At 38.3% G+C, this 16,842-nt stretch carries 8 protein-coding genes; 7 read left to right on the forward strand and 1 reads right to left on the reverse strand.

What is annotated here, in order from left to right:
* Positions 1 to 61: 61 nt before the first annotated feature.
* The 5 genes from AADJ06_RS20125 (at position 62) to AADJ06_RS20145 (ending at position 7,102) form a co-directional block, all read left to right on the forward strand.
* Positions 62 to 3,136 carry a hypothetical protein gene (locus AADJ06_RS20125; protein WP_341228297.1) on the forward strand — a complete coding sequence of 1,025 codons (3,075 nt, stop codon included), beginning with the start codon at positions 62 to 64 and terminating at the stop codon, positions 3,134 to 3,136.
* Positions 3,137 to 3,214: 78 nt separating this feature from the next.
* The gene (locus AADJ06_RS20130; protein WP_341228298.1) at positions 3,215 to 4,429 is read left to right on the forward strand and encodes a hypothetical protein; all 1,215 of its coding nucleotides are present in this window, start codon (positions 3,215 to 3,217) and stop codon (positions 4,427 to 4,429) included.
* A gap of 28 nt (positions 4,430 to 4,457) precedes the next feature.
* Positions 4,458 to 5,297 carry a hypothetical protein gene (locus AADJ06_RS20135; protein ID WP_341228299.1) on the forward strand — a complete coding sequence of 280 codons (840 nt, stop codon included), beginning with the start codon at positions 4,458 to 4,460 and terminating at the stop codon, positions 5,295 to 5,297.
* Between the two features lie 7 nt (positions 5,298 to 5,304).
* Positions 5,305 to 5,682, forward strand: coding sequence for a LytTR family transcriptional regulator DNA-binding domain-containing protein (locus AADJ06_RS20140; RefSeq protein ID WP_341228300.1), 378 nt, complete (start codon positions 5,305 to 5,307; stop codon positions 5,680 to 5,682).
* Between the two features lies 1 nt (position 5,683).
* Positions 5,684 to 7,102, forward strand: a complete 1,419-nt coding sequence (locus AADJ06_RS20145; protein ID WP_341228301.1) for a hypothetical protein — start codon at positions 5,684 to 5,686, stop codon at positions 7,100 to 7,102.
* Here the strand turns inward: AADJ06_RS20145 and AADJ06_RS20150 are convergent.
* Positions 7,099 to 10,167: a triple tyrosine motif-containing protein gene (locus AADJ06_RS20150; RefSeq protein ID WP_341228302.1), complete on the reverse strand. Its 3,069-nt coding sequence runs from the start codon at positions 10,165 to 10,167 to the stop codon at positions 7,099 to 7,101. The two genes, AADJ06_RS20145 and AADJ06_RS20150, sit on opposite strands and share 4 nt — an antisense overlap.
* 275 nt (positions 10,168 to 10,442) lie before the next feature.
* Between AADJ06_RS20150 and AADJ06_RS20155 the strand changes: the two genes are divergently transcribed.
* Both AADJ06_RS20155 and AADJ06_RS20160 read left to right on the forward strand, forming a co-directional pair.
* Entirely contained in the window at positions 10,443 to 10,796 is a 354-nt protein-coding gene (locus tag AADJ06_RS20155; protein ID WP_341228303.1) for a LytTR family DNA-binding domain-containing protein, read from the forward strand.
* Between the two features lie 2 nt (positions 10,797 to 10,798).
* Positions 10,799 to 16,780, forward strand: coding sequence for a PPC domain-containing protein (locus AADJ06_RS20160; RefSeq protein ID WP_341228304.1), 5,982 nt, complete (start codon positions 10,799 to 10,801; stop codon positions 16,778 to 16,780).
* Positions 16,781 to 16,842 lie beyond the last annotated feature (62 nt).

A 16,842-nucleotide genomic window follows, 5' to 3' on the forward strand; every position in this document is an offset into this window, starting at 1 on the left:
AAAGAGAGGCTAGGTGTACGGGCCATATTGATTAGTTTGAATTTCATTTAGCTCATCAAAAATGAAATACACCACTACTGCCTTTTTCGTACTACTAAATCTATTTGCTCAAGCTCAAACCAAAACTTGGGATGGAGGTGCAGGTACGAATAACTGGGAAGACGCCAATAACTGGAATCCTAACGGGGTGCCCTCCATCTTAAATGATGTAGAAATAGACAATGATTCTGTCTCCATAAATGCTAATACCAATGTGAAAAGTATTCTTCTGGAATCTACACATGCCACTGAAACCAATCAAGCTATTTTTCTTCAAAACGGAGTTACGCTATCTGTTTTTAATAGTACTTCTAATGGCCTTGAATTAGAGGATGAAGCGAGATTCTGGAATGCAGGTAACTTAGTGATAATTAACACTGCTGCTGATGGTCTTTTGGTTAATAGTGGTAGGTTTGAAAACATGGCAAGCCAGGGTGAGGTTTATATTTCACTTTGTTCCTCTGGAATAGTAAATAAAGGCACTTTCCAAAACCGGAATAATGCTGAAGTAAACATTAATGATGTGAACTTTTTTGGCTTTGATAATAACTCTACTTCGTCGCAGTCTTCCAACAGAGGAAGTATAACGATTTACGATGGTCAGTTTGGCTTTAATAATGACGGGACTTATCTAAATAGAGGAGAACTGAATATTTACAGTTCTACCCAAATAGGTCTGGTCACTAATAATGATTTCCAAAATTTAAGTAATGGTGTGATTTCCATTGATTCTCTTCAAGATGAAGGAATATTTGCGAGTAGCGACTTTATAAATGAGGGGGCTTTAAACATCAAAGGCGGATTACATAATGGGATAGAGGATTTTGGCCTCTTAAACCTTGTTAACTCAGGTACTATTTATATCAGTAAAAGTGCAGAGAATGGAATAGAGCTAGATAATGCCGGGAGTAGTCTTCTTAATGAAATTGGGGGAGAAATAATCATAGACTCTACTACAAAGGAGGGGGTTCTTACTAATCAATTAATAAAAAACAACGGAGAAATATTCATAAATGAGACTACAGAAGATGGAATAGTTTTACTCCCAGGCACCTCAGGCTCTATTCTTAATAATGGCTTGATTCATATTAAAAACACTGGAGAGCACGGAATAGGAATTACTGACGGTTTATTTAAAAGCGAAGTAGGGGCACAAATAATAGTAGAAAACACAGGGGGTTCGGGCATTTTTACTTTTAAGAAATTGGTTAACACGGGGTCTATTATTATCAAAAAAAGTGATACTTATGGAATACATTCAAGGGACTCTTTAGTCAACCATGGTCAAATAGAAATTGATGAATCGGTTTTAGCTGGCTTCTTTCAAGAAGAATATTTTTTAAACACATCTGGTGCTAGCTTAGAGATTAGCAATACCGTAAATAAGGGGGTTATATCTTTTGACAAATTAGTAAATGAAGGATCTATATCTATCAATAACTCTGGTACCGGAGTCTTTATTGACACCACAAATTTAGACTCACTTGTAAACAATGGATCAATTACAATTCTTAGGTCAGAAACCAACGGTATTGAGCATCAAGGTACTGTCTTTATTAATACTGATGAAGGTGAAATACTAATTGATTCTACTGGCTTATCTTGTTTTAAGATTGAAAACAAATTTACCAACGAAGGTGAAATAACAATTAAAAGAGCAGGTACTCATGGTATTCATAACACTGAGATAAATACGGACTCCTTATTGAATAATGGGGTTTTTATTATCGAAAGCTCTCAAGAGTCTGGAATTCATAATGAGGGTGCTTTAGTTTTCAATCAAAGTGAAGGCGAAATTAGCATTGATAGTTCTGGTGCTGGAGGGTTTTATACTTCAGGAAAGTTCAATAACGATGGAAGTTTAGTTATTTCTAATTCTCTTTACGAAGGTTTGGCTATAGGCTACTTTGGCGACTCTGTAATTAACAATAGCCTAATAACTATTTACAATTCAGGGGGTGATGGAATGGTAAATGAAGGGGAAAGAAGTTTGGTCAATACTATTCTTGGTGAAATAATTATAGACAGCTCTGGTGATAATGGTTTTTTTAACGATGGAAAATTCATAAATGATGGGATTTTGTACATTCAAAAGGCAGGTTTTCATGGTTTGGAAATTGAGACTAGGGATTCTTTAATAAACAATGGACTCATAAGAATACTTAACTCAACAAATGATGGCATAAAAAACTATAGTTTAAAAACATACAACAGTATCCATGGCGAAATAATTATAGACAGCACAGGCGATGTTGGTTTTTACAATGAGGAAAAATTCGTAAACGACGGAAGTTTAAGTATTTCTAATTCGGAGGAAACGGGCTTACAAAATTCAGACACATTAATAAATAATGGGTTTGTCAAAGTCGAAAACGCGGGAACTTTTGGAATTGTAAATACAGGCAATTTTTTCTTAAATGGCTCATGTGGAGTATTCAAGCTAAATGGTAGTATTTCTATATCATCTTCCATTTTAAATAAAGGTTTGATTGAAGGGCCAAATTTCTCATTATTTTTTAATAGCACCGACAGTCTAGTTAATGACGGCACGATGTATATTAGAAATCCAATTTCTTCTCCTTACTTTGTAAATAATGGAAATCTTATATATCCATTTGAGGGTACCTTAAGTGATGGAGTAAAAGAAATGAACATTACAACCGTTGGTGTAAGCCCTATACAAACAATTGCCAGTACTTGGTGGGTGGATGAGGCCAAAACGGTAATTGCTGGCACTTATGACAACATAGAGCAATCATTTACCCCCAATACCGCAGGAATAAGTGCTGACACACTATGGCTGGAGCTAAATAGTGTAAATTGTGCTATACTCGTAGGTATACCAGTAAATCAAATTAAACCGTGCTTTGGGGTTATTTCAACATTCACAGGAGCAGTTTCTTCAGACTGGCACACGGCAGCGAACTGGAATAATGGTGTAGTGCCAAGCTATTGTACCGTAGTAGTCATTCCTGCTTCACAAACCTGCACAATCACCACGGGTCGCAAAGCCAGAGCCTATCGCATAGAAGCAGAAACAGGTTCCGTTTTTGATGCCGAGCTGGGGGTGGTTTTGGATGTGAATCCTGAGAACTAAATAAATTTTATAAAACCTTATCAATTGCATAGACCTTCAGGAATCGGTTTGGCAAAGTCTTTTAAAAAGAACAGAATCATGAAAAAAATAATTTACTTCTCATTTCTCATATTATTAAGCAGTTCATTATTTGCCCAATCAGTATTAGTAGAACCCACGGGCATTACGCCAGCTCCTGGTGGTGGTGATTCAGTATCAGACGCTGATGGCAATACCAAAGTAGAAGTTGAAAAAACGAGCGATGAAGACAAAATACGTTTCACGGCAAGCGGAAAAGAAATTGCAGTTTTAGATAGTCAGACCTTACACTTGGCAGCCCCAGGAAATAGTGTTTTTATAGGCCTAGATGCTGGTAGGATAGATGAAGGGACGCACTCTTTATTAGCAAACGATAATGTAGGAGTTGGAACTAGAGTTTTATATTATAATACTAGCGGCTACCATAACACAGCTTTGGGGAACGAAGCACTTAATAATAACAGTATAGGTTATGCTAATTCTGCTCTGGGGCGGCGGTCATTATTTTCTAATACAACAGGAAGTTCAAATTCTGCAATGGGTTGGGGTGCCCTTGTCAACAATACAACAGGGTATAGCAATTCAGCCTTTGGGAGAACTGCTCTCAGCAGTATTACAACAGGGTATAACAATTCAGCCTTTGGCTTCCAAGCCCTAAGCAGAAATACCAAAGGTATAAAAAACGTAGCGTTTGGAGTACAGGCAGGGGCTACAGATACTTTGGGTAATCATAATGTTTATATTGGTCATGCCACAGGCGGAGACTATCTAAGTCCTATGACTAATCGTTCAGGGAGCGTCTTTGTGGGTTATCAAGCTGGTTTTCATGAAACAGAAAGCGACAAGCTGTATATAGAAAATTCTGACTCCGATGAACCCTTAATTTATGGAGATTTTGACCAAGACCAACTTAAAGTAAACGGCATTTTTGCTGTAAGAGATGAATCCAGACTAAGAGGCTATACCACGCTAGGAGATGACGCCTTAACACCAAGTATTAAAATGAAGAAGTTAGTAGGTTCATTTACGTCTAGCAGTGGTGGTGGGAGCTCCTACATAGCACATGGTTTAGCAGATGCCGATAGAATTCTGTCTGTAGATGTGGCAGTAAACGTTTCTTCTAACGTCTGGATTCCTGAAAACTTTACCAATACTGCGGATAGGGAGTACAATTTTTATTACAATGATGCGGAGGTAGTTATAGCCAATAAATCAGGAAATAGTAGTGAAATTTTAAATAAAGCAGTAAGAATACTAATTACCTACGAAGAGTAAGTCACAAGAACCTTAAAATCAAAATGCTATGAAATCTAAACTAATTATATTTTTACTTTTTATTAATGCGGCGGCAATAGCCCAGCACTCCCAAATGTTTCCAGACTCTGTGAAAACCAACAGGTTTGTGGGAGATACACTCCATGTAGATAAAGCCATAACGGATAGCCTAGTTTCTAGAAGCGTAACCGCAAAACGATACTTTATAAGTCCACTTAACTCTAATGAAAATAATTTACCCGTTTTTATTAGACAAGACAGCACCATAGGTGGTTTTAGTACCAAGGCAGATAGTTTTGCTATTGCCGTACCAGGAGCAGCTTTTAGGCCAGAGCATTTTGATAGAAATCCCTCAGAAATAGAACCTGATTATTATGCACAGGCCATGCCCTTTCAGAATGGCTTTGTGTGGGGAATAGATGGTTTTTATTCGCTTATTGCTCCTTTTTCTATTGGTTTAAATCATGAGCGGAATAATATCAGGCTCAAAGAATTTGAGGTCTGCGGCTGGGATAGCAATTCTGAAATGGATTTATTGGCTTTACTACATGAAACATACTTTGTGGGTGTAATCCAAAAAGATACCGTAAGAATGCACACAAGAAGTAATGGCGGAGGTGCCTTTAATCGTGGCTGCTGGAAAACAGATGTGGCCATTGGGGATACAGATAATTTTAATCTAAACCAGTCTGAAAAGAATTATTGGATAGAAATAATTCCTGTAAAAAAGACATATACTTATGATTTTGAAGACCCACCCATTCACAGTGAATTTGGTAATTGGCCGCCATTAAATGGCAATATTCCTGTCTCTTCTACGGGTATTTTGCGGCTCATGAATGTGCGATTGTTTTATTCCTATAAATAAACAAGCCATGAAAGTGTTACAAAACAGCAAAGGCGAAACTTATTTTAGCTTAAATCATGGCAAAAGAAATGTGCTAACTCCTGAGATACGCTATATAAAAAGTGATGGGAATTATAGCTGTATTTTATTGCGTACGGGAGAAGTGCTTCTTAGCTCATTTACCTTAAAAGTTTACGCAGACCAGCTTCTTAAACGCCCCAATTTTTTTGTGGGAAAGCGTGGCTTACTTATTAATCTCAATTACCTAAAAACCCTCTCAGAGATAGATGGTGTACTTTATGGCGTATTTAAAAACGGTGAAGAGCTGCCACTATCTAGACGTAAAGGGAAAGGCCTTTTAATGCATTTAAGAAGACATAGAGGGTTTATTAACAGAGTTTATTAGTATGATAAAACGTTTATTTCTGTTTGGTATGCTCGCTATTTCTAGCTTAAATATAGCTGGCCAAAGCGTCACTATAATGCCTGATGGCAAAGTAGAACAAAAAGCCAGTTCGGCTAGTTTATTTCTCTTGGGAGCAGGAGTACCAGAAATGAGCATAAAAAAGTCTTTAGGGACGCTTGTCAATCCATCTTCCGTAACTTTTAATAATGCCCTTTTTGAGCTAAATGCTGCGGGTTATAATGGTTTAGAATACACCAGCTCTAGAGCTAAAATGAGACTGGCTACCTCAGAAGTGTGGAGCACTACAGCAAACGGCACAAAAATTCAGTTTTATACCACAAAAAACGGAGAAACAGATTTAAAAGAAAGGTTAAGAATATCTAATACAGGGCTGATAGGCGTGGGTACAAACTCCCCAGAGGCCAGGCTTGATGTTTCACATCTAAGTACTCTAAATGAGCCTACCTTGAGGCTTTTTGAGACAGGTATTAGTTCGCCATCCAGAATCCACTTTAGTAATGAAGGATTTGATTCTTATTGGTATATAAATGCACAACATGCAAACTATGGAGTTAACCATTTTGCTATAGGGTCTTCTGTCCTAGCTGATATTTTTAGAATTTCTAGCTTAGGTAGAGTAGGTATTCACCAGACTAATCCACAAACTCGCTTGCATTTATCGGGAGGAAATTTCACCATTGACCATTCAGAACCTAAAATATTATTGAAACGGAACTCTTCCAGTATGGCATCTAAATTGGTATTCCATAAACCAGATAATTCTGAAGGAGCAGAAATAACTCAGGAAGGTTCAGACCTCTTTATACATACCGGAAATACCAAGGGTACGGGACTTAGCATTTCCGCGACTAATAAAGTAGGAATAGGTACTGATTCGCCTGCTTATGGACTACATATTGCTAAAATAGGAGAGTCTCAAGGTGCTACTTCAGGTATCCTTTCCATTGGTTCTGATACCCACATGAATTTAGATGGGAATGAAATAGACTCTTACAGTTACCTCAATACAGGAAATAAACTCTATCTCAATGCTAATTCTCAGGAAAATGTAGAGATAGGTAAAACGGGTGGTACAGGAGATTTGGTGGCCAATAATTACACTCAATTAGGAAGTAGTGCTCCTAAAATAAAGCAAAAGTTAATAGAAGGAACCACTGACGTAAATAATAGCTCCACACAAATTCCGCATGGTTTAGATTTCCATAAAATCATATCTGTGCAGGTTCATATCTATAAAGAGTCTCATGTCAATAATACCATAGGCGAGGCCTATTATCCTTCTGGTGGAGGTCTTTATACTTATTATTATCAATTTAATTCAACTAATATTACGCTTTTAGATGTAAATACTAATCTTAGAAACCAACCTTTTAAAGTGTTGGTGACCTATAAAGATTAAGAAGCCTGTTTAAGAGCCACCTCCACTATAAAGCCTTGGTCATAATAAGTTCTAAAGTTTCCGCCTATTTTCTCTGCTCTAGCTCTCATGTTGCTTTGGCCCAAACCATCCGTTGGAGTATCCTCTTTTAAAGCACCATTATCTTTTATACGCATTAATACAGTTTTTGACTCTTGCTGAAGGTTAATCGTGACCTTGTTGCCATTGGAGTGTTTTAGGAGGTTGGTGATGGCTTCCTTAAAAATTAGATAGAGGTTTTGACGGACGTCAGGCTGAATAAAGGCTTTTGAATTGAAACCAGCGGTGTCAAAATCATACTGAAAGTTTTTTAGGGGGAGGTTCGTATTGGCATAAGCATTCATCCTGTCCAAAAGGTTTTCATACTTATCTTTTCGGGAGTCAATAGCCCATACTGTATCTCGCATGCGTTCCATGGCTTCTCTAGCCATTTCGCTTATTTTATTCAGGCTTTCCGGCTCTATCTCCTTTACGCCTAGTGCCATCAGCTCAGACTTCATGGAGAGGCCTGTCAAAATACTACCTACGTCGTCATGTAAATCTGCCGATATCTTGGTCCTGATATTTTCGGTAGCCTTAAATTTTTGGAGGTTCAGGTAGGTTCTGTATCTAATCCAAGCATAAATAGCAGCTACCGAAAGTAATACGTAGAGTATAATGGCCCACCAAGTTTTATACCATGGCGGATGAATTATTATAGGGAAAGACTTTTCTTCAGACCAAACACCATCGCTATTCGCTGCCGCAAAAACTAGTTTATACTCCCCGGCATTTAAGTTGGTGTAAAAGGCTTCATTGCCGTGTTTTAAGGTTTTGAATTCTTCGTCATATCCAGCTAGTTTATATTTTATTTTATTGTTTGAAGATTCTTTAAAATGTAAGGCTTCAAACTCAAAACTCAATCTATTTTGAAAGTATTCTAATTCTAGCCCTTTTCTATGACCAATAGAGACGGTAGAGTCGTACGCTAAATCATTTTTTAAAAATGGGACTGTAGCTGAGCTTAGGTTAATAAAAGGGGCTATTTGATTGGCTTTTAAAAGTTCAGGTTCTATAACACTTATACCGTTTTCACCTCCAAAATACACTTTCCCGTTATAAGTAACTACCGGAGCAGGCTTATTGAAACTGCCTTCACTAAAATTGCTGTTTTTGTACAAACTACTTTTGCCATCTTCGTACTTAATAATACCTAAAGAGCTTTGCATCCAGTAAGTATTTATGGGCTCCTCTACTATCCAGTTAAAGTTTTCTTCTGAGTCTCTGTCTTGAATCAGTAGCGGTTTCAGACTTAAGTCTTCGTTGTCTATCTCAAATATTTTATTGGCAAATATTCCCCATAATTTGTTTTGTTTATCTCGGTATAAGTAACTAACAAATTCACTCTGCTGCGGAGATTTATTTATCCAGTTAAGCTTTAATTCGTCGTAACTTAAAGTAGCCAGTCCTATGTCTGTTCCTACCAGTAGTCTGTCATTTTCTGGGTCATCGAGAAAGCACTTAACCTGAATGAATTTTTTACTGATGGGGTCTTGAGCAAGCTCAAAAATATTTTTTATTTGTCCTGTTTTTGGCTCAATGAATTTCAGTCTATTCCAATTGTCAATCATCCAGACTTTTCCTTGAGAGTCCTCCATGATTCGTAAGCCCCTTCTTAGGTAATTACCAAGCGAGTCTACTACTTGGTCGTATTCATACGTTTGATTAGTTTTTTTAAGGTCCGATGAAAAAACGTAATTTTTGAAGGAGCTTCCTGCCCAAATCTCTTTATTGTTACGCTGTAACAGTCCGAAGTAAGCGGTGTTGTCAGATGACTTTTTGCTGATAAGGCCCTTTCCATTTATAGCATAAATGCCTTTTTTCGTGCTTCCAATAATTCCATTGTCGGTTGCGGCCAAGTCATAGACAGGCAGGTTATTACCAAGAGCGGTGGATTTGAACTTATAAAAAACAGAAGAGGCCGCCGTTAAATGACTTCCTGAGAGCCAGTAGTTATTTTGAGCATCTCTGTTAAGGGTCATTATTTTATTAGCAGGTAGTTCAGAGTTCTCTGTGTTGTACGCTACCACCACTTCTTTGTTTTCTACATCTAACAATAGCAAACCATGGTAATTGGTCGCCAACCATATCAAATTCCCTTCTTTTAGCACCTCTCTTATGGCTACTTTGTAAGGAGAATTTATGATGTTTTCAACTTCAATGAAGTCAAGTATAGTCTCAGTTTTGGGGTCAAAATGAACGAGGCCACGTTCAAAATCTGAAATCCAGAAGGTGCCATCTTTGTCTATTTCAATATCCGTTATCCAATCGTCTAGTAGTTTGTTTTTGAAGGCAGGTCTATCTCTTAAAAAATCATACGCTCCAGTCTTTGGGTCAAACTTTACAAGTCCAAACTTTCTGGTACCCAGCCATATTTGACCATCAAGGTCTTTTTCTAATATTTCAATACGTATTTTTTCAGGATGGGGCCAGTCCATATTTCTAATTTTCTCAATAGGGAAAACCATCGTACTATCACTCTTTAGGCTCACTTTTTGTATTCCACCATAGCCACCTACCCAAATATGCTCCTTAGCTCCCTGCATCATATTCATGGGTCTTTCATCAGACCAGCCATTCTCTAGTTTGGTAGCGTGTGCCACCATGCTGTTGGTCTCTCTATTATACCAGTGGAGATATCCAGCACCTGAGAAGAGCCAAAGTTTTCCGGTATAGTCTTCAAAAAATGAGGTGGCTCCCTGGAGACGAATGTTTTTGTCAATGTCATCAAAGAAAGGCGTGAACGTAGTTCCGTCAAAACGCATAACTCCTTTACCAGTGGCTATCCATATATAACCAAAGCTGTCAGTATAAACGTTTAATAACTCTGAGGATATAAGACCGTCAGCAGTGTTATATGATTTGAAATATAAATTGGTGTCTGCCTTGCTGGTATGGGAAGTGCCTTTTTCTTTAATGGTATTCCCGTAAAATTCAGTTTTCTTTTTACACGAAAAGACAGAGAATAGACATAAGAATATTAGGGGAAATAGAAGGTCTTTTTTCACGGACTAAGATGTATAATTCGGGGTTAAATTACTTACAATCCTCATGGCCTTGTAAATAATAGAATCAGAAAACAAGACTCTGCCAATTGGCACTTTGCTTAAATGAAATTTCTGTTTTCTAAATCATCTTCAACACTAAAATACTGCTTATTACCTTTCATGTCACCCTAAGGGTGACAAAAAACAAGCGAAATTCTTAAAAAAGCACCCTTTAGGGTGATTGACAGGGATCTATTTAATGGTGAGCTTTACATTACTATAATTAACCTATAGCCATGAACACACTCATTAATAGAAATACTAACGATATACCTAAAATACTCAAGGAAATTGAGGTGGATGAAATCAATCAATTTCAGGCCGCCTCAAACTACACTTTTGTTCTTTTGAAAAATGGGCAGAAACTTCTTTCAGGATACTCCCTAGGGGTGTTTGAGAAAATATTTAGTCAGCACGTCTTTTTAAGAATTAACCGGACTAACCTAGTCAACAAGGACTACATATCCTCCATTATTGAAAGAGACAATTCACATTACGTCAGACTTCAAAACAACCAGGAAATACTCATCCCAAGAAGAAAGAAAAATACAATACTGAGAACTATACCATCTATCCTTAAACCGTTTTAAATATGAAAAGACTACTACTATTTATAGCTTTAACTGCTAATTTCGCCGTTTTGGGGCAGGTTACCAATGATGATATTAATATCCAAGTCAAATTTGTGCAAGGCTATGGTATGATAGATGATGACGGTTGCTGTGGTGGTAACCCTGAGCAAACTTGGATCTCAAGAGCAAGGGAAGATACAAATGGATCATCTGAACAACTTTTTTCTAAAAGCAGTGGTCATTCTAATACCCCTAATTTTTGCTACCAAGAAGATATGACCTCAAATTCTTGGGGTTATACAGCCAGCGGTGAAATGGGAACCTTTTCTAGTAGTTCACATTATTATGATTATGAGGTTTTTTCCTGGGAAAATGATAGTGGAGAAAGGTGTAGATGGGACAGTGGAGATGAAAATAGGGCATACTTCTGGGGACGTCGTACACCATTTTATGACCCTGCCGCCGAATGGACGGAATTTGAAGAAACCAATTCTTCCAATAGTACCAAACATAAGATAAAGCATACCTGGAGATATACGAAAGGTGATAAAACTAATCCTCTTGACTTTGGCACAATATCATCAGGGACACGATACCACACCAACCATAACCGCTCAAAGCCATCAGGAGCAGGAACCTATTTAGGATATAATAATGATTGGTCAGGAGGAAGTTTTAGGTCTGCAAACGATGTGACTTATAAATTTACTATTACCTCATCAAAGAAAGTAACCATATCTACCGATTACTCTACAACAAATAGTGGAATGGATGATAGCTTTATCAGCTTGGTAAACAGTTCTGGTACCGTATTAGAAGATGACGATCAGGGTGGTACCTCTTATGCTAATACTTCAAAAATCGTAAAAGATTTATGCCCTGGAACTTATACGGTTGTGGTTGAAGGGTGGTATTCTTCCACCGAAGGGGCATTTAGTCTCAGTGTTGGAGTTGCTGATATTAGTGTAACAGCAGGTTCAATAGTTAATTCTGTCGAAAATGACAGTCATTTATGGCTTTGTCCAGGCGAAACTATTCCGCCCGTTACCAACGTCAGTAGTGCTTCAAGTACGGTAGGTTCTGTAACTTACAAGTGGTATAGAACATCTACCACTAATGGAGTTTCCTCAGGTTGGGCTCATTATACTGCAGCGGGTTCGGGAGCTACTCCTATAACTTTGGGTACCATGAATGCCGATGTGATTTGGATTTATAGGCAGGCATCTGATTGTGGTAGTTCAGCAATCACATCTCAAGTCATATTTCAAAAACGAAATCCAACTGTTTCTGGAGGAACTATTACAGGAGGCAAGATGATTCCATTTCCGCATGAAGAATATACGAATGGCGAACTTGCATCAGTATCGGATGCTAGTGCTTCCCCGGATGAATCAATTAGTTGGCAAGAGAGTACAAATAATGGTTCTACTTGGTCCGACGTAACATTTGGTGATGACCAATCCTATGCACTTCCAGAGTTATCAACAACTACTCGTTTTCGTAGAAAAGTCTCAAACTCCTGTAACGGGAAAGGAGGCTATAATGGTGTTAGGTATTCAAATGAAGAAGAGATTAAAGTAATCCATCCGAATGGTGTTATTAGTGGTGTGGTAAGAGATAGGTATGGAACTCCTGGTATCCAGGGAATTTACATTACCGCAAAAAGGACCACCTCTGTGCCAGGTGGTGTGGTGAATAAAGAGTACACCACAGTAACGGGAGTTAATGGGGTGTTTGATATCCCAGATGTTTATTATGGAAATACAGCTTCAGGCTCAGGAGACCAAGCAACTTTTGAGGTTACACCTTCAAGCCCCGGACATGGTTTTGACCCAGATATGGCTACCACTATTGTAAGGCAATCCCTACCACAACCTTCCGGTTTACTTTTTAATGATACTACAGGTTTTGTAATTGCTGGCGTAGTAAGCCAAGAGTGTACTGATTGTGATGGTGCATCACCTAGTAATCCTAAGGTTTATCTTATGCCTGATGTAACTATACTAGAATCAATGGCTGAAAATAGTACACCAGTTGATAACGGAAAACTAACAGGTCAAAATGGTGAATATAGCACCATTAAATTAGAAGAAGGGAGTTATTATATTAAACCAGAATATGAAACACACCAATTTGAATTGCATCAAGAATCGGTTGCGGTGGGAGGCAGTAATGGTGTTATTGTCAATGGTATAGACTTTAAAGACACCACTACTCATGTCATCTCAGGGCTTGTTACAATTGATTGTAATGACTATTATATAGGACGAGCGAATATTACATTTTCGCAAGTTTTACCTGACTTTGAGGGTAGTCCTGTACTGCCTACATTCCAAAAAACGATAACCACCAATGCAGGTTCAGGTGCGTATTCAGTTCGCCTGCCAGCTGCGAAGTACAAGGTTTCTGTTAATTCCTTTTCTGAGGTACCTCCCGGAAAGGATTTGAACGGGATAGAAATGACCGCATTTTTAAACGCCTATCCAGATTCCATTAGAGTTAGAGATATCACCAATGCAGATACAACCTTAAATCTATTTTTTCATGAAAAACCGCAGATTGTTGCCTATGGTCTTGAGGGTCCTTGTAACGGGACATCTGGTTTGACTGGAGCTGCAGATTTATCATTAAATCCAATATTTGTACAAGCTGAAGAGCGAACATTTACAGTAAAAGTATGGGAAGGAAACCCATTAAAACAATGCCCAGCACAAGATTCTACACTCATCATGAATACTAATATTCAGGTAGATGATGTCAATGAAGAATTAGATACAATGACTGTAAATGGTCAAATAGAGTTAACGTTAACTGGTGGGCTGCCAAATATTATTCCTCCACATCATAAAACCTTGGCTTTTGTATTTACAGATATATGGGGTCGAGGTGCACCAAATTTGGTTATGACGCCAGTAGTAACGGGTCTGAAATCTAATATTGGAACCTTTACTACAGTCTCTCCACAGATACCTATGCTTATCTTAAGAGACCCTCCAGGAGATCAAAGTTTTAGTTCTTGGAGCCAAGGTACTACAATAGAAACGGCTTCTAGGTTTTTTGCAAAAGTTGGTGGTAGTACGGAGATATGGGGTAAAGTAAAAGTTGGCGTAGAAACTCAAAATGGAATAGGAGTCTCTGTTAAATCAAAAGTATGGGGTGAGCTAGGAGGCTCTCTTATTACTACAGGCAATGTAAAAACAGGAAATGAAGTGGTGATGTCAACCACTAATAGCCAGGCATTTTCTACTTCTAACAGTAATTTTGTAACTGGGGCCAAAGGAGATGTGTACATAGGTGCTGCATTGAATTTGTTATATTCAGTAACTAATGAGGTGATTTATTCACCTGATACCTGCTCTTTGTATTTAAGGAAATTCTTAATGATTTCTACAGACAGTCTTGAAACAAAATACATTTATAGCGAAAATCATATTGTTAATACGGTTATCCCTACTTTGAGGAGTTTTATCAACAACCCTGGCAGTACCCAAGCAGAAAAAGAACAGTGGGAAGATCAGATAAGTGTGTGGGAACAAACCGTAGAGAACAATAAAGAATTAAAGAGAAAAGCTAGGTTCGTAGAAAATATATCTTTTGACGGTGCAGGCGGTACTATCACCTCAAGCACAACGGCTTCATCTAAAAGAACCATCACAACAGAATTTGACCTTGCAATTGATTTAGGCGTAGCCAATGAATTAGGGGCAGAAATTGGTGGTGCAGGTGCTAGTGGAGGTGTGAAAATCAGGGTCAAAATGGAAACGGGAAAATCTACAAGTAACACAGTCACCACCCAAACCACCACTGGCTACTCCATAGGTGATCAAAACCCTGGTGATTATTTTAGCATTGATGTAAAAACAGACCCTGTTTATAATACACCAGTGTTTGATTTGATAGCGGGTACCAGTAGTTGCCCTACAGAACCTGGCACCCAGCCAAGATACGAAGTTTCGCTAACGTCGGCCAATCCCGTAATTGCCGGAATTCCAGAAAATGAGACTGGTGTTTTTCAGCTACAAATAGGAAATACGAGTCAAAGCGAGGAAAATAGGACTTATTGGCTGAGGCATCTTAACGCCAGTAGTAATGGAGCCACCATTACTAAAGACGGGAATCCATTTAATGTAGCTTATGATTATCAACTCGATTACCTTGAGCAAGTTCCTGTAACTATAGGGGTGAAACGCTTCGACCCTAATATTTATGGTTTTGAAAACATACGTTTTGAAGCGATAGATGCTTGTCAGGTTCCCACAGCACCATTCCCGTTTACAAGCAAAGAAATAAGCATTTCAGCATTTTTTGCCAATGGCTGTAGCCCTATCACGCTTACTGCACCAGAAAATGGTTTCGTGGTAAGTCAGGCAAATAATAACCTATTGGGCATAACCATGAGTGATTATAACTATGCCAACCTTGACGAGATTGTAGTGGAATATGCCAAAGTAGGAACCAGTAATTGGATAGAAGCTATTACAGTACCAAAAGCACAAATACAAAACAGCTCTTTTGGCACAAGTCTTAATTTAGCTGTAGGGGCAATTGCCGATGGCGAATATAGTTTTAGGCTAAAATTAAAATGTGGTTTAGATGTAGTTTACTCACAAAGAGCGAGTGGTGTATTTGATAGAAAAGGGCCAGAGGCTTTTGGACTTCCTCAGCCAGCAGATGATGCTTACTCTCTTGGTGATGAAATATCTCAGACTTTCAATGAAGCCTTAGCATGTGGTTCTTTTAATGCTAGCAACTTTACCATGACTAGGCTGTCAAACAGTGCTTCTATTCCGGCTATTCTAGGATGTTTTAATAACAAAATTATTCTAACACCTACGGTGGATGTGCTTCAATATTTGGGAGATAGCATTAAAGTTGACCTATTCAATATCTCAGATAAATATGGAAACCCTGCCACCACCAATTATTCATGGAAGTTTAATGTTGGTAGTCCAGAGGTGGATTCTACGGTTTCTTACTATGCTTCTTTAAATGCAGCATCTTCTGGCTTTAGCACTTCATCTTCTGGCTTTAGCACTTCATCTTCTATTTCAAGTACAGCTACCACAATAGAGGAAGATGAAATAGGCTCGCTAAGTGTGAATGTCACAGTAGGAACAGCAGCCTCGGATAGTATTTTGGTTTACTTTATTGTAGCTGGTACTGCCACTTATGGTGTAGATTATACGGTAAGTGGGGCTCACAATTTTAATGGTAATGAAGGCTCCATTTATATTCCAAAAGGAGGCTTGCTAGCCAATTTGCAAATTGACCCTACAGCCGATACTGAGGAGGAACTAGACGAAAGTATCATTCTTGGAATTTTGAGCGGAGGTGATTATAATATTGGCGGTAGCAATAAGGTAACCTTGACCATTATTAACGATGATACCGATGATTGCGAAAATGGAGGGGCTCCATTCTCTGTAAATAATAACACCGCAGGAAACACCTCAATATCTGCAGGGGAATACCATAAATCACTTTTAGAGTCCGATGGTTTGGTGCAATCTCCCACCACAGTGATTTTTAAAGGAGAGCATTCCGTTACACTTAAGCCAGGTTTTGAAGTTCAAAACGGCTCGGTTTTCTTAGCTATTCAGGAAGATTGTCCTAACGTAGTTACTGGTGGGGGTTCTTCAGGAGGTGGTAAAGGAGTTAGACTAGCCACTGCTAATAACTCTGCGGCACCAGAGTATGCTACTTACACTATTGAAAACAAGGGTAGGTTGGATAAGCGTAAAGGGATTGTTCAAAAGATAGCTAAAGATGGAAAAATACTTATTCCGTTTGCAAGTGCCTTTGAACAGCAGTTTGAAATAGAGCTTTTAACCACCGCTGCGTCTAAAGAGGGAGATTATAATTCTGATACTATTTATCAAAGCGGTGTAAACACTTTCAGCTTAGATACCAATGAGCTGGAAACGGGAACTTATTTCCTTAAATTCAAAGGGCTAAAAGATAAAACTGAAAGCTATCACAAATTAGAGGTTAGAGGAAATTAATAGTTTCATTTGATTAAGGTTGATTTTAAAATAGGCTGTCTCCAGAGTGGAGACGGCCTGTT

This window comes from uncultured Arcticibacterium sp., assembly GCF_964021845.1.
In the GTDB taxonomy this organism is placed as follows: Bacteria; Bacteroidota; Bacteroidia; order Cytophagales; family Spirosomataceae; genus Arcticibacterium.